Origin of the sequence: Enterobacter sp. 148H3 (genome assembly GCF_034107425.1) — a bacterium.
Lineage (GTDB): Bacteria > Pseudomonadota > Gammaproteobacteria > Enterobacterales > Enterobacteriaceae > Enterobacter > Enterobacter vonholyi.
In genome coordinates this window covers 464,895-484,248 of the sequence record NZ_JAWNEI010000001.1, presented here as the reverse complement: position 1 = coordinate 484,248, position 19,354 = coordinate 464,895, and the positions used below count along the sequence as shown (strand labels likewise).

17 protein-coding genes and 2 pseudogenes are annotated in these 19,354 nt (G+C 51.6%); all 19 read right to left on the bottom strand.

The window, feature by feature from the left end; genetic code table 11:
- A partial coding sequence (locus tag USH94_RS02150; protein WP_146749073.1) for a glycosyltransferase occupies positions 1-293 on the bottom strand: 293 nt, incomplete at its 3' end.
- A gap of 10 nt (positions 294-303) precedes the next feature.
- A complete protein-coding gene (locus USH94_RS02145; protein ID WP_320731314.1) occupies positions 304-1,572 on the bottom strand; it encodes an O-antigen translocase in 1,269 nt (422 codons plus the stop codon).
- Positions 1,572-2,678: a DegT/DnrJ/EryC1/StrS family aminotransferase gene (locus tag USH94_RS02140; protein ID WP_111965771.1), complete on the bottom strand. Its 1,107-nt coding sequence runs from the start codon at positions 2,676-2,678 to the stop codon at positions 1,572-1,574. Before USH94_RS02140 ends, USH94_RS02145 begins: the two co-directional genes overlap by 1 nt.
- 16 nt (positions 2,679-2,694) lie before the next feature.
- Positions 2,695-2,853, bottom strand: a pseudogene (locus USH94_RS22525) (DapH/DapD/GlmU-related protein); the annotation flags it as partial.
- A gap of 60 nt (positions 2,854-2,913) precedes the next feature.
- Positions 2,914-3,138: pseudogene (locus USH94_RS22520) on the bottom strand (DapH/DapD/GlmU-related protein); the annotation flags it as partial.
- Positions 3,125-3,535, bottom strand: a complete 411-nt coding sequence (locus USH94_RS02130) for a sugar 3,4-ketoisomerase (RefSeq protein ID WP_111965773.1) — start codon at positions 3,533-3,535, stop codon at positions 3,125-3,127. The gene USH94_RS02130 and the pseudogene USH94_RS22520, both read right to left, overlap by 14 nt.
- Before the next feature lie 17 nt (positions 3,536-3,552).
- A complete protein-coding gene (rfbA, locus tag USH94_RS02125) occupies positions 3,553-4,428 on the bottom strand; it encodes a glucose-1-phosphate thymidylyltransferase RfbA (RefSeq protein WP_111965805.1) in 876 nt (291 codons plus the stop codon).
- A gap of 50 nt (positions 4,429-4,478) precedes the next feature.
- Entirely contained in the window at positions 4,479-5,378 is a 900-nt protein-coding gene (gene rfbD / locus USH94_RS02120) for a dTDP-4-dehydrorhamnose reductase (RefSeq protein WP_111965774.1), read from the bottom strand.
- Between the two features lie 2 nt (positions 5,379-5,380).
- Entirely contained in the window at positions 5,381-6,463 is a 1,083-nt protein-coding gene (gene rfbB, locus USH94_RS02115) for a dTDP-glucose 4,6-dehydratase (protein ID WP_111965775.1), read from the bottom strand.
- 354 nt (positions 6,464-6,817) lie between these two features.
- Positions 6,818-7,714, bottom strand: a complete 897-nt coding sequence (galF, locus tag USH94_RS02110) for a GalU regulator GalF (protein WP_017383282.1) — start codon at positions 7,712-7,714, stop codon at positions 6,818-6,820.
- Between the two features lie 176 nt (positions 7,715-7,890).
- A complete protein-coding gene (gene wcaM / locus USH94_RS02105; RefSeq protein WP_047741609.1) occupies positions 7,891-9,282 on the bottom strand; it encodes a colanic acid biosynthesis protein WcaM in 1,392 nt (463 codons plus the stop codon).
- 12 nt (positions 9,283-9,294) lie between these two features.
- Entirely contained in the window at positions 9,295-10,515 is a 1,221-nt protein-coding gene (wcaL, locus tag USH94_RS02100; RefSeq protein ID WP_111965776.1) for a colanic acid biosynthesis glycosyltransferase WcaL, read from the bottom strand.
- Positions 10,512-11,792 (bottom strand): colanic acid biosynthesis pyruvyl transferase WcaK, encoded by a 1,281-nt coding sequence (wcaK, locus tag USH94_RS02095; protein WP_032658813.1) that lies wholly within the window; start codon positions 11,790-11,792, stop codon positions 10,512-10,514. The genes wcaL and wcaK overlap by 4 nt, the downstream gene beginning before the upstream one ends.
- A gap of 17 nt (positions 11,793-11,809) precedes the next feature.
- Positions 11,810-13,288, bottom strand: coding sequence for a colanic acid undecaprenyl disphosphate flippase WzxC (gene wzxC, locus USH94_RS02090; RefSeq protein ID WP_039262643.1), 1,479 nt, complete (start codon positions 13,286-13,288; stop codon positions 11,810-11,812).
- 1 nt (position 13,289) lies between these two features.
- Positions 13,290-14,684, bottom strand: coding sequence for an undecaprenyl-phosphate glucose phosphotransferase (gene wcaJ / locus USH94_RS02085; protein WP_111965777.1), 1,395 nt, complete (start codon positions 14,682-14,684; stop codon positions 13,290-13,292).
- 46 nt (positions 14,685-14,730) lie between these two features.
- The gene (gene cpsG / locus USH94_RS02080; protein ID WP_047647343.1) at positions 14,731-16,101 is read right to left on the bottom strand and encodes a colanic acid biosynthesis phosphomannomutase CpsG; all 1,371 of its coding nucleotides are present in this window, start codon (positions 16,099-16,101) and stop codon (positions 14,731-14,733) included.
- 111 nt (positions 16,102-16,212) lie between these two features.
- Positions 16,213-17,649: a mannose-1-phosphate guanyltransferase gene (cpsB, locus tag USH94_RS02075; protein WP_111965778.1), complete on the bottom strand. Its 1,437-nt coding sequence runs from the start codon at positions 17,647-17,649 to the stop codon at positions 16,213-16,215.
- A gap of 3 nt (positions 17,650-17,652) precedes the next feature.
- Positions 17,653-18,876: a colanic acid biosynthesis fucosyltransferase WcaI gene (gene wcaI / locus USH94_RS02070; RefSeq protein WP_111965779.1), complete on the bottom strand. Its 1,224-nt coding sequence runs from the start codon at positions 18,874-18,876 to the stop codon at positions 17,653-17,655.
- Entirely contained in the window at positions 18,873-19,352 is a 480-nt protein-coding gene (locus tag USH94_RS02065) for a GDP-mannose mannosyl hydrolase (protein WP_111965780.1), read from the bottom strand. Before USH94_RS02065 ends, wcaI begins: the two co-directional genes overlap by 4 nt.
- Positions 19,353-19,354 lie beyond the last annotated feature (2 nt).

The following is a 19,354-nucleotide window of genomic DNA, read 5'->3' as shown; positions in this document are numbered from 1 at the left end:
GCCACGAGGTAAGCAATTAAATGAAAGCTTGCAATTGCCACATCGGGTTTTGATTCTATACATTTACGCCAAAGATTATAATATAGACTAATGATTCTAATAAGTTTAAAGCGACTTTTCCTAACTTCACTTCTAATAATACTTGCTGTAGTCTCATAATATGGTTCGTTTTTATTATCGGGAGCAATAAAACTTACATCATGACCACAACTCATCAGTTCTGTTGCCAACTTAGAAAGAACCCTCTCACCACCAGCTCTTCCAAATCCTAGAACAGGAATAATTATTTTCAAACTTTAGCCTCTAATTTTGATTATCTTTTCGTACATTAATATAGTTTGTAAAAACAAAAGCAAAGACGAAGTATAAGCCATATGTTAAGACATAACTTATGTTTGCTCCCTGTACCCCATAAATTACGACAAAGAAAGAAGAAGCAATGACAAATAAGGCCGAAAAAAGCACTTCAGAGGTAATGAAAACTTTAGTATGCCCCTGAGCCTGAAGTGTATATGCATAAAGGAATCCGGCAATTTTTATTACATCTCCCATTAGTTGGAAAAAAAATAATTCACGGGCAGACCTAAATTCATCAGTAAACAAAATAGTTATAATAAGGTCACGGAATAAATAGATACTCAATGCCATGAATATCGTTATTGACAGTACATATAATATAGTACTGTTTACTTCTTTTTTTATGAGTAAACTTGACTTTAAAATTGCTAACCTTGGTAAAAAATATGTTGATAAAGCAATTGTTACTACACCAAGATAAACCTCTGATATTTTCCAGACTGCCTGCCATTGACCAGCATCTTCCCAGCCGGTATTTGCAATCAATACTTTTCTAACACACAATAAAGCAACGGGCATTGAAGCAACAGAAACCAAAGCCATAAGTGTATATTTAAAAATACTTCTAACTTTGTCTCTATCTGTTTCACCCCACCAATATTTTAACCTAAAACAGGATTTATTGATGCAAAACAGAATTAATACAGCGCCTGCAATAGCACTGTTTAATGCCGTAGCGATTAATGCACCTTTAAGATCAAATGAAATAACCAGAAAAGCCATGAATATGGTGGAGACAAATACAGATAACATTCCGAGCAATATATATTGCTTATAGTTTTGTTGACCGTTTAAAACCGAAGCAATCAATGTATTTAAAACTGTAAATGGCAATACACAGCATGCAAAAATAATTAACCATGCATACTGGTTATCGTTGAAGAGTAAACCACTTAAACTTTTGGAAAACAGTATGAAAACAGGAACAATCAGCAAGAACAATAACAAGGTAATCTTGAGGCATGCACGCCACCATGGCGCACAAGCCTCTTTTCCTTCTTGCCAATTTTCCGCAGTATATCGAACAAGGCCGGTACTTACAGGAGCAGTGGTTACACCAGTAACGATGGTCATCAGGCTTTGCACCTGTCCAAGCATCGCAACTCCCGTAGGGCCAGTATAGATGGCTACTACCTTACCGATGATAAAACCTGCAATCATTTTGATGAATGTATAAATTGCAGATAATATTGTTACCTGGAAAAATCGTTTCATTATTTGTAATTATTAACTATATCAATTACATAATTCACTTCTTCTTCACTCATCACTGGACTCATTGGTAAAGAAAGTACTTCAGCATGAATTTTCTCTGAAATCGGTAGATTAAGCCCTGACATTTCCTGATATGCTTGTTGCTTATGAGGTGGCAGTGGGTAATGAATTAAAGTTTGAATACCGTTCTCTAATAAATATGCCTGAAGCTTTTCACGATTAGTCGTTCTGATCACAAACAAGTGCCAGACGTGTTCTTCTTTATTATCAACTACTGGTAATGTGATTGCTGGATTTTTAATTCCATGAATATACTGTTCCGCTATATTTTGACGAATCGCAGTATCTTCTGCCAATGTGGACATTTTAACACGTAATAAAGCCGCCTGTAATTCATCCAGGCGGCTATTTAATCCCTGATAAAGGTTTTCATATTTTTTATGTGACCCATAATTACGTAGAGCTTTTAAAGTATTAGCTAGCTCTGTATTATTTGTAGTAATCGCCCCCGCATCACCCAAAGCGCCCAAATTTTTCCCTGGATAGAAACTAAATCCGGCTGCATCACCCCATGCTCCCGCTTTCCGGCCATCACGCATTGCGCCATGTGCCTGAGCACAATCCTCAAGAACTAATAAACTGTATTTTTTCGCAATTGCACAAATTTCAGGCATGTTGCAAAGTAAGCCGTACAAATGAACGGGTAAAATTGCTTTAGTCTTTTCCGTAATATGACGTTCAAGTTCTGCTGGATTGATATTGTAAGTATCAATATCGGGTTCAACTAGGATAGGGACAAGATTATTTTCTGTTATGGCAAGAATAGAAGCAATATAAGTATTTGATGGCACCAATACTTCATCTCCATCTTGCAGATAGCCCAGTTCTTTCCATGCACGCAACACGAGTATCAATGCATCAAGACCATTTGCCACACCAATACAATGTTCTACTTCACAATATTCTGCAAATTCACGCTCGAATTGTTCAAGCTCTTTTCCCATAATGTACCAGCCAGAATCTAGCACTCTACTAAAAGCAGAGACCAATTCATTATGTTGGCGCTGGTTAATTGCATTAAGATCCAGAAAGCTAATTTTTTTCATTTTTCTCTACCCATTTAATGAATTGCGCCGGGTTACCTACTACGACTGCGTAAGGCGGAACATCTTTGGTCACGACACTACCTGCACCAATAATTGCTCTTTCACCAATCTCAACACCGGGAAGGATTGTTGCATTAGCACCTATCGATGCCCCCTTGCGTATAGTTGTTTGCAAAAATTCTTCTGGATATTCTTTTGAGCGAGGATATTTGTCATTCGTAAATGCTACACAAGGGCCTATAAAGACGTCATCCTCTATTCGGACACCATCCCAAATATAGACACCACTTTTAATGGTTACATTATTTCCAATGACAACATCATTTTCTATTAGAGAACTTGCACAAATATTACAATTACTACCAATTGCCGCATTTCTGAGTATAACGACAAATTGCCATATAGTTGTACCGTCGCCAATCGAGGTTGTCTGGACATCACTTAATCTATGAATTTTCACCGGAGTTTACTCTTCTGATAAAATCATCGTATTTGCGGATATAATCAGATTCTTTATAGTAATCATCAGCAATAACAATCAGTACACAATCATCGCTAAAATCATACATTTCATGCCAGATATAAGGTTCTATCAACAAAGCTGTTGCAGGGTCGTTAAGTTCAACCTGCTTCGTTTCCTTGCCGTCATCCATATGGAATTTGCAAGAACCTCTTGCTACAACGGCTAACTGGCGCGTTGCCTTATGTGCATGAAAGCCTCGTCTCACGCCCGTGAGTGTATCGAGAATATAATAAATACGCTTGACTTCGAACGGTATATTCCTTTGTTCTTCAAGAGCAAAAAGTGCGCCACGTTCATCCCCATGTTTTTGCAAAGGGATTAATTGAATATCCATTACTGAGCCCCCAGATGCTATTCGCTAATCATTTTCAGCAAGTATTGACCATATTGATTTTTAGCAAGTGGCGCAGCTAATTTCTTAACTTGCTCAGCAGTAATAAAGCCTTTGCGATATGCAATTTCTTCAGGGCAAGATACTTTCAGCCCCTGTCGCTCTTCGATAGTGGCGATAAAATTACTGGCTTCGATAAGACTCTGGTGAGTTCCAGTATCCAGCCAGGCATAGCCACGCCCCATCATAGCAACGGACATGCGCCCCTGTTCCATATAAAGTCGGTTAATGTCGGTAATTTCCAACTCGCCACGTGCTGATGGTTTTAGTTTTTTTGCCATGTCTACAACGGAGTTATCATAAAAGTAAAGCCCCGTCACAGCATAATTACTTTTTGGCTGGAGTGGTTTCTCTTCCAGACTAATAGCAGTACCTGTTTTATCAAACTCTACAACACCATAACGCTCGGGGTCGTTAACATGGTAAGCAAACACCGTAGCACCATCTTCTTTATTTACTGCAGCTTCAAGTTGCTTCGGCAGATCATGTCCGTAGAAAATATTGTCTCCCAACACTAAAGCGCAGTTGTCATCGCCGATAAACTCTTCTCCGATGATGAATGCCTGTGCAAGGCCATCTGGACTTGGTTGTACTTTATATTGTAGATTCAGTCCCCACTGGCTACCGTCACCCAGTAATTGTTCAAAACGCGGCGTATCTTGTGGTGTACTGATAATGAGAATGTCTCTGATCCCTGCCAACATCAGCGTGGAGAGTGGATAATAGATCATTGGCTTGTCATAAATGGGAAGCAGCTGCTTACTTACCGCCATAGTTACAGGATAAAGACGAGTGCCAGAACCCCCAGCCAGAATAATACCTTTACGCTTAGCCATTATAATTTCTCTATAATTTAAATGCCTTTGTTCAAGCATTCATTTAATCATTAAATTGATTGAGTCGTAAAAAGCTCAGTGAGCATCCGTTTTACGCCAATATCCCAAGAAGGCAGTACAAGACCAAAATTCGCCTGAAATTTCTCTGTGTTCAAGCGTGAATTATGCGGTCGACGGGCAGGAGTCGGGTAAGCCGATGTTGGAACTGCATTGAGTTTTTCAATAGCCAACTCAACACCCGCTTTTCTGGCCTCATCAAATACCAGTGCCGCATAGTCATACCAGGTGGTCGTATTTGACGCGACCAGATGGTAGAGACCAGCAACTTCAGGCTTAATCATTGCGACACGAATTGCATGCGCTGTACAGTCTGCTAACAACTCAGCGCCCGTTGGGGCACCAAATTGATCGTTGATTACGGAGAGTTCCTGACGCTCTTTTGCGAGCCGCAACATCGTCTTAGCGAAATTATTGCCCTTCCCCGCATATACCCAACTGGTGCGGAAAATAAGATGCTTAGGACAATGCGCCTGCAATGCCTTTTCACCTTCAAGCTTTGTCTCACCGTATACATTCAACGGTGCAGTCGAATCCGTTTCACGCCATGCCGTTTCGCCATCACCAGGAAAAACGTAGTCGGTAGAATAGTGAACAACCCATGCATCTATTTTAGCGGCTTCTTTGGCTATCGCTTCAACGCTTGTTGCATTGAGGAGTCTGGCAAAATCCGGCTCAGATTCAGCCTTATCGACAGCTGTATGTGCCGCCGCATTAACAATGACATCGGGTTTAATGGCACGAACGGTTTCAGCGATCCCTTCCGGATTGCTAAAGTCCCCGCAATACTCCTTAGAATGCACATCGACCGCTATCAAATTACCTAATGGAGCAAGCGCACGCTGGAGTTCCCACCCCACCTGCCCTGTTTTACCGAACAGAAGAATATTCATTATTAACGTTCCCCGTAGTTCTGCTCGATCCAACTTTTATAAGCACCACTTTTAACGTTGCTAACCCAATTCTGATTGCTCAAATACCATTCCACCGTCTTACGAATTCCGCTTTCGAACGTCTCCTCAGGCTTCCAGCCCAGTTCAACGCCAATTTTATGCGCATCAATCGCATAGCGACGGTCATGACCTGGTCGGTCAGCCACATAAGTAATCTGATCGCGATATGACCCCTCTTTCGGCACAATCTCATCTAACAGATCGCAAATCGTATGTACTACGTCCAGGTTCTGCTTCTCGTTATGACCGCCAATGTTGTACGTTTCACCCGGTTTCCCCTGAGTGACAACGGTATAGAGTGCACGCGCATGATCTTCTACATACAGCCAGTCACGGATTTGGTCGCCTTTGCCGTAAATCGGCAGCGCTTTACCATCCAGCGCATTGAGAATTACCAGCGGGATCAACTTTTCCGGGAAGTGGTACGGACCGTAGTTATTCGAACAGTTGGTGACAATAGTTGGGAAACCATAGGTACGCAGCCAGGCACGAACAAGATGGTCGCTTGAGGCTTTTGATGCTGAATACGGGCTGCTGGGCGCATAAGCCGTGGTTTCGGTGAAGAGCGGCAGCTTAGTTGATGCCGGATGCTCATCAGGATGCGGCAAATCACCATACACTTCGTCAGTAGAGATATGATGGAAACGAAACGCTTTCTTCGCCTGTTCCTCCAGCGTTGACCAATACGCACGAGCGGCTTCCAGAAGCACATACGTGCCGACGATATTGGTTTCGATAAACGCTGCCGGGCCGGTAATAGAACGATCGACGTGACTTTCAGCGGCCAGGTGCATCACCGCTTCAGGCTTATGCTTTGCGAAAATGCGATCCATGGCGTCTTTATCGCAAATATCCGCATGCTCAAAGGCATATCGGTCGCTGTCGCTGACTTCACTAAGCGATTCAAGGTTGCCTGCATAGGTCAGCTTGTCCACGTTGATGACATCGTCCTGAGTATTTTTAATAATATGTCGTACAACCGCTGAGCCGATAAAGCCGGCCCCACCCGTCACAAGAATTTTCACGTTATCTGTTCCGTCTAGTGTATATGTCTGGATATTGGCGTTCTGAAACCTGAGCTTTTATTAACGGTTTCAGAAATTGAGCACGCTACCGCCCCTGGCTTAACAGCTACCAGTGCACTGAGCGATGTCTGATTAAATGATTTTTCTTGTCTGGTTTCAGACAAAAAACTGCCGGTAATTGTCGTCCTAAACGACCTCAGAAACAAGCACAAATCGCTACAAAGCGGTCCAGGAGTAGACTGGATAACTGCATGTAACTATTTAATTTATAAAAAAAAACGGCAGTCATCATTTTGGTTGGATATTAACACACCAAAATAATGACTGCCGCTTGCCAGGTCGGAGACAGAAATATCAGTCGTTAGCCAGCAGCTTCTCGATGCGGCTTCTGAACTTCGCCCCTTCCTTCAGGTTGCGCAGTCCATAGTTCACAAACGCCTGCATATAGCCCATTTTCTTACCGCAGTCGTAGCTGTCGCCGGTCATCAACATGGCGTCAACGGACTGTTTTTTCGCCAGTTCGGCAATCGCGTCGGTCAGCTGAATACGATCCCAGGCACCTGGCTCAGTTTTTTCCAGCTCTGCCCAGATATCAGCGTTCAGAACGTAACGGCCAACCGCCATCAGGTCTGAGTCCAGCGTCTGCGGCTGATCCGGCTTCTCGATAAACTCAACGATGCGGCTCACCTGCCCTTCCGTTTCCAGCGGTTCTTTGGTCTGGATGACGGAGTACTCGGAGAGATCGCCCTTCATGCGTTTCGCCAGCACCTGGCTGCGGCCGGTTTCATTGAAACGTGCCACCATTGCCGCCAGGTTGTATCGCAGCGGATCGGCAGAAGCGGTATCGATGATGATATCCGGCAGCACGACAATGAATGGGTTATCACCCACAACCGGACGGGCACACAGAATAGAGTGACCCAGCCCCAGCGGCTGCGCCTGACGGACGTTCATGATGGTCACGCCCGGCGGACAAATAGATTGCACTTCCGCCAGCAGTTGGCGCTTAACGCGCTGCTCAAGCAGCGCCTCGAGTTCGTAAGAGGTGTCGAAGTGGTTTTCTACCGCATTCTTGGACGAGTGCGTAACCAGGACGATTTCTTTGATCCCTGCAGCAACAATCTCGTCGACAATGTACTGAATCATTGGCTTGTCGACGATCGGCAGCATCTCTTTTGGAATGGCTTTTGTGGCTGGCAGCATATGCATGCCCAGGCCTGCTACCGGAATGACTGCTTTCAAATTAATCATTATTTCTTCCACCTTAAAATGGTTGACGAATTATAGCTCTTAAACATGTTTTCGCCAGCATGATTTGCCGTAATCCTTAGGCAATCTTACGCCTCAGCATCACAAATTTCTGTAGTTGTAATCTGATTAGATCGCGCTTTTATGCCAGGAATAGTCTCAAAACTGATGTTTGTCGATTATCTGTGCGGAAGCGCAAAGTTCAGCCTTTCCACATTCACTACCTGCTGGTCGACCCGGTCAATATCCACCGAACTCTGCCCCTTCTCATTCACAGCTTTTATGTTCGCCAGTGACAGCAACGTCTCGTCTTTCGCCATAAACTTGCCCCGCACATCCTTGCGCAGGTCGAAGTTAATCTTCAGGGCGGGCCCCACAGCGGCTTCCTGCATCACATTGATATTGCGTAAGAAAAGATGCTGTGGCTTGTTGTGCAGTTCCAGCGTTGCACGCTGCATTTCCACATTGGTTATCGCCACAAACGACGTGGCGTTACCGGATGAAATCTGTATTCCGCGCAATTTATATGCAAGCTGGCGGTTATCGAGGTGAATATTGTTGAGCTTGAAGTTCTGCGGGATGGACAAATAATCGCCTTTTATTACCCCATAGCCGATTAACATTCCTGCACTGTTAACCATGTCGACATTATCAATAATGAAATTATCACAGCCATAAATGGCCACAGTGGCGTTGTCTATCCCCGCTTTTTTACTGAAGTCGGGAGTAATATTTTTGGCTTTGATATTACGAATAACAAAATGCTTGCCGTTTTCAACGTGCACCAGCTGGCGACAGTTGCTGCCGGTGATGTTTGCCACCACGAAGTTCTTAACGGTTTGTTTTTCCGGGTAGTCGTTGTCGTAGGTGCTGCCGGCGAGGCCAATACCGATGCCCCAGTTTATTTTGCCGTTGGTGCAGTTGATGTTGTCGATAACATGGTCGGAGATCAGAATATTGCGATCGTTGATGGCGACGTTCCACTCGATCGCATCGCCCTGCAGATGGCTAAATTTGCTGTTGGTGATGCGAGCGCCGTCCACCTGGTTATGGAAACCCTGGCGCAGAATGGCGTAGTTGGCCTGGCTCACGCTAATGTTATCAATCAGCAGATTGCGCATCACGCTGGGTTTCTTGCCGCCGATGTAGATCTGCGTCACCGGGCCAAAACCGCTCATGGCCAGCCCTTTGATAACGCAGTCAGAGCCGCGAACGTCGAGCGTAATGTTCTCCGTGCGGCCAGCACCTTCGCCAATCACTTTGCTGCCTTCCTGCAGAACAAAGCGGCCGCGCCCGTTGCCGGTTAACGCCCCGCGGATCAACAAGGTTTTACCGTCGGGAATGAAAATACCCGTATTGATGTTTTCGCAGGTGAGCCCGGCCGGGACCACGACGGTGTCACCGTCATTAAACGCCTGCTTAAAAGCGGCGATCCAGTCGTTGTTATTGTACTGATTGACAGAGACCGTTCTGCCGCTTGCCGCCCGCGCAATGCGGGACGACAGCAGGGGCGTGGCCGCCAGAACGGACAGAGAAGAGACAAAGGTGCGTCGGGTAATCTTTTTCAGCATACATCCTCGGCGTTACAGCGTTTGCAGCAGGCTCGCTAGCTGGCGGTTAATCACCTGCTGGTTAAAATCGGCTTCAACTTTTTGTCGGGCGTTATGGAGCACGGGCTCCAGCGACTGCTGGTCGATGTCGCTAAAGGCGGCTAAACGGTCCGCAAGGGCCATCGCGTTATTCTCCGGCACCAGCCAGCCGGAATGGTCAGACTTAATCAGCTCAGGGATCCCGCTGTGCAGAGTCGATACCACCGGAATACCTACAGCCATCGCCTCCATCAGCGCCACCGGAACGCCTTCCATGTCGCCATCGGCACCCGTTACGGAAGGCAGCAGAAATACATCTGCCTCATCGAGCATGGCCTTGACCTCGTGGCTCGGCTTGAAGCCCGGCATCTCTACGACATCTTCCAGCTGATACTGTTCGATAAGAGTCCGCAGGCGGCGCTCCCACGGCCCAATGCCGAGAATGCGGTAGTGGAAATCCACCCCGCGCGCTTTAAGCTGGCGGCAGGCTTCAATGGCCACATGCAGGCCTTTCTTCTCGGTCAGACGGGCTACGGAGATGATCTGCAGCGGTTTGCCCGGCACCTTCACCGGACGGCGGGTAAAGCGCGTTAAATCGACGCCCATGCGCGAAACGGCAATTTTCTCACCCGGGCAGCCCATGTTTTTCAGGCGTCCGGCCCACAGTTCGCTGATGGGCAGCATCATGTCGCCACGCCGGAAAAGCTGCTGGTATTCCGGCGTGTAGTGGTTCAGCACTTCGCGGCTGGAGATGTCGATACCGTGGAAGATGGTCGCAATTTTACCGTCAATCACGCCCAGTTCGCGCAGCTTCGCTGCGGTGACGCCAGCCGGGCCAAAGTGGGCAATAAATACATCAGCACGATACGGCTGCGCCGTTTGCCCGCAGATGGCCGACAGGATCAGATTGCGAGATTCCGAACCATAGCGGGAAATATTCAGCGCCCGCCACGTCGACGCGCGGTGGATCCCGCGCAACGTCTGGCTGGCACGGTGGCGTAGCTTGCTCAGCTTCCCGGACGGTTCATCCTGCAGCCAGCGGGTTTTCGCCTCCAGCCCATACTGGGTATACGCCGCATGGGTATTTTGGGTATCGCCCTTTTGCAGGGCGATAATCTCCACGTCATATCCCATATCGATAAACGCGGTGATTTGATTCAGGACAAACGTTTCAGACGACAGCGGAAATTTCAGTAAGAAGAAACCAACCTTCATTTCCCCTCCCGTACGCGGTCAAGTACCGATTTCACCATTCCAATGCCTTTTTCGCGCTCGGCTTTCACCGCAACGGCCAGACGCTCGTTGATCGCAGGCAGTTGGCCGAGCGTATCCCCCACCATCGCGCCAAGCGAACCATCCAGCAGATGACGGATATCCACGGCCATTTCAGGCATTCCAAGCTGCTGCATGATGCCGGCAGACTTGTGCTCGTAGTTGATGGCTATGGCCGGCGTTCCAAAGTTCATGGAGATAATCGCCGAGTGCAGGCGCGTGCCCACGGTCAGGTCGCAGGCGGAGAGCAGCTTGCCCATCTCCAGGTCGTTCAGCTCGTCCATCACCACGTGATAGCGGGACGGATCGTTCACCAGGTTGCGCAAGTTCAGCGCCACCATACGATCGTCTTTGTTGTAGCTGTCGATACCGGTGCAGGTAGAAAGCGCCAGCACCTGATAACCGCTGTCCAGCACGCGGTTCACCACGTCGGCGAAGGCTTTCTCATACGCCGCCTGCGTCGTGCCTAAACGCTTATCGAAGGGTGCCAGCTCGCGCAGGGTAATCGCGACGGTTTTCTGTTTCGCCGCCACGTCGAGCCAGTGCTGCACCGCGTAGCTCGGCTGGAAGCTGTCGTCCTGGTGATCCACCAGCCAGGCGGTGTCCACGCCGTGTTCAACTTTAGAGGTGTCAATTTCGCTGCGCTTCATCATGTCGAGGCTGACCGACTCGCGCAGGATCAGCGCGTCGCAGTGGCCGAAGACATAGTTTGCCAGCTGGTTAAACTGCGGATCCTGGAATGGCCCCACGCTGTGGCCAATCATAAACAGCGGCTTTTTTGCCATAAAGGTGCAAAGCGCATGCTCAAACTGCGGCACGCCGTAGAGATCGACGAAGAACGAACCGCCAACCTGGATAATAGCGTCATAGCCGGACAGCAGACGAACAAAGTCGGTGAAGCCCTGCGCGATCGCGATGTTGCGCAGCTTGCCGGTATCGGTCACGCGGGAAAGCAGCACCTGGTGCTGGTAGCGACGACGCAGCACTTTCTTCACGCGGCCCATCACGCCCGCGGCGTTATTGTGCTGTTTCATCTGGCTATAGAGCGGATCGCCCATCACGGGGCGGTTCAGTAACCAGGATGAGCTAACCGGATAACGGCTCATCACGTCCACTTCGGTCTCAGGCTTAAGGGTGTTAATTGCATCCAGTAAACCGCGCAGAATGGCGCTGTCGCCACGGTTGCCGCAGGTATGGTTGCCAAGAATTAATAATTTCATAATGGCCTCTTAAATAACTAGCCTGCGCGAAGCAGCGTTTTCATTTTTTCGTTACGGCAAAACTGGCGCTTCATCTCTACCACCAGCGCATTGCGTGACAGCACAATCATCACGCCAAATGCCAGCGCGCCCGCGGCAACCTGCACCGCTAGCAGCGCGGCCAGCGGCAGGTGACCGCTGAGGATGATGCCCAGGCCGTAGCTCACCGCCAGGGTCGGCAACGAGAGATAGAACGGCAGCCACAGGCTCAGGATGTACTGACGGTAGCTGGAGCCCAGCACCGGCTTGATCATGATGAAGTAGCTCAGAACGGTATTGATTATCTGCACCAGCAGGAAGCCCAGCGTGACGCCGATGGCGCCCGCCATATGCCCGCCGACGATAATTGCCGGAATAAACAGGAAGGTTTTGAACACGTTGAACTTAAAGCTGATATCCACGCGTGCTTTTGCCATCAGCAGGGAACCAATCGGATTCCCCACGGAGCGCAGGAGCCCCACCACGCACAGCAGCTGAAGGATCGGGATGATGCCGTTCCACTTCTCACCAAACACCAGCGGCACGAAGTTGCTGGAAACCACCATCAGCCCCAGCAGCACCGGGAAGTTAATAATCCCCACCACGGAAAGCAGTTTGTAGAAGTTGACGCGCAGCTTCTCGGTGTCGTCCTGAATCTTGGCAAACGCCGGGAAAAGGACGCGGGTGATTATCGGGTTCAGCTTCATCGGCGGCACCACCGCGACGTTGTAGGCCAGGTTGTAGCCCCCCGCCACGCTCGCACCAAGAATACGCGCCAGCACCAGCGTCGACAGGTTGGTATTCACATAGTTGATGATACTGTCCGCCGTCAGCCACGCGCCAAAGCGCAGGTTGGACGAGACGGACGCAAGAGAGAAATGAAGCCCGGGACGGTAAATTTTGCGGCCAAAGTAGCCAAACAGCAGCGTACGCACGGCAGAGTTAACCAGGTATCCCAGAATTGCGGTCATCGCCAGCGGCCAGAAATGGGCGCTCACGACGGTAAAGGTAAAGCCCGCCAGCACGGCGCTGGTCTCGATCATGCCGATCTTGTTGAACTCCAGCTCTTTCTGCATCAGCGCGCGGAACTGCTGCCCGTGGGGGATCACCACGAACGCAAACGACAGCGTGCGCATCAGCGGAGCGAGATCCGGGTTGTGCAGCACGCTGGCGATGGTGTCGCTCAGCAGGAACACCAGCACAAACACGAAAATCCCCAGCCCCACGTTCAGCCAGTAGAGCGTGGTCAGCTCAAGATGGCTGATCTCTTTGCGCTGGATAATCGAGTTGGCGATACCAAAATCAGACAGCGTATCGGCCAGCGCGATAATCACCAGCGAGACGGTCAGCAGGCCAAACTGGTGGTTATCAATAATGCGCGCCAGTACGGTCATCTGCACCAGGCCGAGGCCAATGATGACGATGGTCGCCATCGCTGACCACTTCGCCCCGCTGATGGTTTTTTCACGTAAGCTCATCTTAGTACGCCGCTTTGTTCACGAAACCTTTGAAGATGGTCAGAAAAACAATCTTGATATCGAACCAGATACTCCATTCACGGATGTACTCCAGATCGAATTCGATGCGTTTTTCCATTTTTTCCAGCGTGTCGGTTTCGCCGCGCCAGCCGTTGATCTGCGCCCAACCGGTAATGCCAGGCTTCACTTTATGGCGCAGCATGTAGCCTTCAATCAGCGAGCGGTACTGCTCGTTATGCGCCACCGCGTGCGGACGCGGGCCAACAATCGACATGCCGCCGGTAAAGACGTTGATAAACTGCGGCAGTTCATCCAGTGAGGTACGGCGCAGGAAGTTCCCCACGCGGGTGACGCGCGGATCGTTCTGCGTCGCCTGGGTCACCACCTTGTCATTTTCCATCACCTTCATGGAGCGGAATTTCCACACCATAATCGGCTTACCGTCCATACCGTAGCGGGTCTGGCGGAAAATAACCGGGCCGGGAGAGCTCAGCTTCACCGCCAGGGCAATGCAGCACAGCACCGGGGAGATGAGCAGTAAAATCAGCGACGAGAGCACGATATCTTCCACGCGCTTGAGCACGCGGTTAATGCCCGACAGCGGGGTGTCGTACAGCGGTACCACCGGCACGCCGTTCACCTCTTCAATGCGTGAATGAAGGATGTTGAAGGTAAAGACGTCCGGGATGAGGATCACCGAACAGGTAGTGTCCGCCAGCTCGCGCATCAGTTGCTTAATGCGGGATTCGTCTCTCATCTGCATGGCGATGTAGACGTTGTGAATTTTACCGGCTTTCGCGTCTTCAATAAGCTGTTCGTAATTGCCCGCCCAGTCCGACGGCACGCCGCCCGGCTTCGCGTCGTGGTAAATCCCGACCACTTCAAACCCTAACCACGGCTCTTTGCGGAAGCTGTCGAGCAGAACCTTACCAACCGGCAGATCGCCTGCTACGGCAACAAAGCGACGGTTATAGCCACGGTTACGCAGCCAGCCCGCACCGAAGCGGATCAGCGAACGGCACACCACCATGCCGACGCTGGTTATTAAATACCAGCAGAGATAGGTGACGAGGCGATTATCAAAATCATGGCTGAACGCCACCAGGCCTGCGCTGAAGATCAGGCTGAGGGTCCAGTTCTGCAGCAGCAGCATCAGTTCGGTGGTCATTTTCACGCCGCGCCACGAGCGGTAGAAATCGGTCATTCCGCCGATCATCTGAAACACGACCAGCGCAATCAGGGCCATCAGCAGATGCATGTATAAGAACGGCAGCCCGCCGATCCGACACACCGCCCACAATCCACCGACCATGATGGTGATATCAGAAAAACGCTGCACCATAGAGATTAACGATGCATTCGTTCTCGCTCGTTCGCGTTTTTTTAGATTCGTCATCGTTGTTCCTGTATTCGGTTCCCCCTCCCACCGGGAGGGGCAAGTATTACTGATTCAACAGCGCCAGAATGTCCTTCGTTCGGGCTTCCATCAGCGCGGTGTCAGCACGGGACTCCACGTTCAGGCGCACCACCGGCTCGGTATTGGACGAGCGCAGGTTGAAGCGCCACTGCGGGAACGCCATGCTGATGCCGTCCGTACGGTCAATTTCCAGCGCGTGAATCGCAAAGTGCTGCTCCACGCGGGCAATCGCCTCGGCCGGCTCCGCCAGCTTGCTGTTGATCTCCCCGCTCGCCGGGAACGCCGCCATACGGTCGCGTACCAGCTCGCCCAGCGTCTGTCCCTTCAGGCACAGCAGCTCGGTCACCAGCAGCCACGGGATCATCCCGCTGTCGCAGTAGGCAAAGTCACGGAAGTAGTGGTGGGCGCTCATCTCGCCGCCGTAGATGGCGTCTTCTTCGCGCATGCGCTCTTTGATGAAGGCGTGACCGGTTTTGGACATAACCGGCGTGCCGCCCGCCGCTGACACCACGTCGACGGTATTCCAGGAAAGACGCGGGTCATGAATGATTTTCGCGCCCGGGTTTTTCTCAAGGAACGCTTCCGCCAGCAGGCCGACAATGTAGTAGCCCTCGATGAACTGCCCTTTCTCGTCGAACAGGAAGCAGCGGTCGAAGTCACCGTCAAAGGCGATGCCCATGTCCGCACCGTGCTCAATCACCGCGTTGCGGGTGTCGTCGCGGCACTCCGGCAGCAGCGGGTTAGGAATACCGTTCGGGAAGTTGCCGTCCGGGGTGTTGTGCACTTTCACGAAGGTCACCGGCACGTTCAGGGCCTTAAAGCGCGCCTCCAGGGCATCGACAACCGGGCCGGCCGCGCCGTTGCCGGAGTTAATCACCAGCTTCAGCGGCTTCAGGTTTGCCACGTTGATGTAGCCCAGCAGGTGGTCGATGTACTCTTTCTGCAGGTTGATTTTTTTGTAGCTGCCGCGCTTCGCCTCGTTCACCGGCGGGAAATCGTTGGCTTCCGCCAGGCGCTGCACGTCGCGCAGGCCGGTGTCGCCGCTGATAGGACGGGCGCCCTTGCGCACCAGCTTCATCCCGTTGTAGTCCATCGGGTTGTGGCTGGCCGTCACTTCGATACCGCCGTCCACGCCCAGGTGGAACGTGGCAAAGTAAATCTCTTCGGTTCCGGAAAGGCCGATATCCAGCACGTCCACGCCTGCATCCTGCAGCCCTTTCGCCAGGGCCAGCTTCAGGGATTCACTGGTCAGACGCACGTCACCGCCCAGCACGATGGTCTGCGGTTTTAAGTATTCGCCGTACGCGCGGCCAATGCGCCACGCGATATCTTCATTCAGCTCTTCGCCCAGCTTGCCGCGAATATCGTAGGCTTTAAAACAGGTTAATTTTTCCATGATGACCCCTTTTTCAGGCAACAGTCGGCCCTGACCACTAAATGGCCAAATTGATTTTTTTGTCATTCGTAGGCCCGGTAAGCGTAACGCTACCGGGCATAATGCAGAGTGCTACACCCGCCCGTAGCGGTCCTGGAAGCGCACGATATCGTCCTCTTCCAGATACGAGCCGGAGCGCACCTCAATTAAGTCGAGAGGAATTTTCCCCGGGTTCTCCAGACAGTGCGTCGCCCCCAGCGGAATATAAATGGACTCGTTTTCGCCCAGCAGTTTGACTTCACCGTCGATAGTGACTTTAGCGGTACCCGCAACCACCACCCAGTGCTCGGCGCGGTGATGGTGCATCTGCACCGACAGCCCCTCGCCCGGCTTCACGGTGATGCGTTTCACCTGATAGCGGTCGCCTGCGTCGATGGAATCATATTTACCCCAGGGACGGTAGACTTCACGGTGAATGTGGTGCTCGTGGCGTCCATCCGCCTTGATCTTCTCCACCACTTTTTTAACGTCCTGCACGGCGTTACGGTCAGCAATCAGCACCGCGTCTTTGGTCTGGACCACCACCAGATCCTTAACCCCAACCGTGGTGACCAGGCCGGACTCGGCGTAGACGTAGCTGTTTTCCGTTTTGTGGCTAATGACATCGCCGTGGTGGACGTTACCCTCCGGGGTATGGGCGCTGATCTCCCACAGGGAGGACCAGGAGCCCACGTCACTCCAGCCCGCATCCATCGGTACCACAACGGCGTCCGCCGTGCGTTCCATCACCGCGTAGTCAATCGACTCTTCCGGGCAGGCGAGGAACGCCTCTTCATCCACGCGGATGAAGTCGAGATCCGGGTCCACCACCGCCATCGCTTTCTCGCAGGCGTGCAGAATATCCGGGCGATATTTGCTCAGCTCTTCCAGATAGCGTCCGGCGCGGAACAGGAACATCCCGCTGTTCCAGTAATACTCACCGCTGGCGACATACGCCTGCGCGGTTTCCAGATTCGGTTTTTCAACGAACTGCGCCACGTCAAACGCCACGCTGTCGCCTTCACCCGGCGTCACGTTGCCGCGACGGATGTATCCATAGCCGGTTTCCGGCAGATCCGGCACGATGCCGAAGGTCACCAGCTTGCCGTTTTCAGCGTAAGGAATGGCCGCACGCACCGCGTCGCGGAAGGCCTCTTCCTGCTGGATGACATGGTCTGCCGCCAGCACCAGCATCAGCGGGTCACAGTTCGGGCTGCTGCGTTTTGCCGCCAGCGCCGCCAGGGCGATCGCAGGCGCGGTATTGCGTCCGGCAGGCTCCAGAATGATGTTTTCTGTTAGTTTGTTCAGCTGACGCAGCTGCTCGGCAACAATAAAGCGGTGCTGTTCGTTACAAATCACCACCGGGCTTTCACACTCCACGCCGTGGAGACGGTTCACCGTCGTCTGCAGCATGGTGAGATCCCCTTTCAGGCAGAGGAACTGTTTTGGATAGAGCACGCGGGACAGCGGCCACAACCGGCTACCAGAGCCACCAGCCATCACAACCGGATACAAAGTGGTTTGACTCATGATTTATCCCCGTATATCTGCAATAAATTGGCTCAGCACGTTCTCTTTCTCGAGCGTGCGTTCGGCATATTCACGTGCCACCGTGTTCACTTTTGGCATGGCAAGTGCTTGCTCAATTCCGGTGACCAGCGCCGGAACCGATTCCGGCTCCACGCACACGGCAATCCCCGGATAGCTGTCGCACAGCTGGCCTAATTCAGTTTCGGCTTCGGCCGTAATCACCGCGTTGCCGCCCACTGCCAGAATGTTGGTCAGCTTGGACGGCAGCACCGCGTCAGCCGCGCCGCGTTTTTGCACTACCAGATGGCAGTCGCCCATCTTCAGCAGCGCAGGCAATGCCTCGTAAGACTGAAGCGGGAAGAATTTCACGTTGGTTAGGCCGCGTTCGCTGACCATTTTTTCCAGACGCGCTTTCCCACCGCCCTGCCCGACTATCACAAACGTCCATGGATGTTCGTTCAGCTGTTGAGCCGCTTCAATCACGCTCTCAAGCCCCTGCTTTTCGCCGATGTTGCCTGAGTAAAGAATGATTTTTTGATCTTCAGGCAAACCGAGCTGCGCGCGCAGCGCCTGAGCGTCTTGCTCAGTCACGTCGCGAAAACGCGCCACTTCGGACCAGTTCGGGAAGAAGATCACCTTCTCCGCCGGGACGCCTTTCTCCTGCGCCTTGTTCATCATCGAGCGCGAGATAGTTGAGACGTAATCCACGTTGTGTAAGCCACTGCGCTCAAAGGCGCTGGCGAGCTTCGCCACCTTTCCACCTTTGCTTTTGCCTGCCATCCCCAGGCCCAGCATGGCGTCCACTTCATAATCCTGAATGTGCAGCAGGGTGCGCGCGCCGGAGAGTTTGCCCAGCAGGCGCATGCCCGGCGTGCAAAACAGCGTCGGCACCACGCCGATAATGCGATCCGGCTTCCAGCGACGCTGCGCCATCAGCGGGAAGAAGCTGCTCAGAGCAAAGCTGCCGAGATGAATCAACCGCTTCAGCGTCGAGGGCTGCTTAGGCACATACAGCGGGCAGCGCCAGACGGTCGCTGCGCCCTCTTCGCGACGGTAGCGCCAGCTTGAGTAGCGCTCCCCCACTTTCCATTCCGGGTAGTACGGCGGCGCGGTAATGACCCGCACGTCATGTCCCTGGCTCGCCATCCACTCGACCATCTCGCCGGTGTATTTACCGATGCCGGTTAATTCCGGCGAGTAGTTGATTCCGTATACGAGGATCTTCATAGTCCCGGCACCTCAGACTGACGATCTGCCAGGAAATAGGCGCGACTGTTGTCATGCACATTGTCGCTCGCCAGCAGCGCATCTGGCGTTTGCCAGCGGTAGTCGTCATGCTGAGAATCAGGCAGACGCAGGTCTGCCTCACTCACCTTCAGGCGGAACCCCAGCACGATGTAGTGCGTGGTGAACCCGGTGCCTGAAAAGTTATCGTCATAGAAGTGCTGCCAGACCCCGTAAAACTGGCCCGCTGCCATCGGCAGCTGCAGGCCCAGTTCCGCCAGAGTAAGACGCTCAAACGCATCGGCAAGCGTCTCATCCTTCTGCACGCGCCCGCCGGGCACGAACCAGAAGCCCTGTGCAGGACGGTTGGTTCGTTTCCCCAGCAAGAACTCGCCGCGTTCGTTCTCCACGATCAAATCAATTGAGATGAGCGGAGTGGAACGCACTACCGTGGCAAAATCTTCCTGACTTAAAAACATCG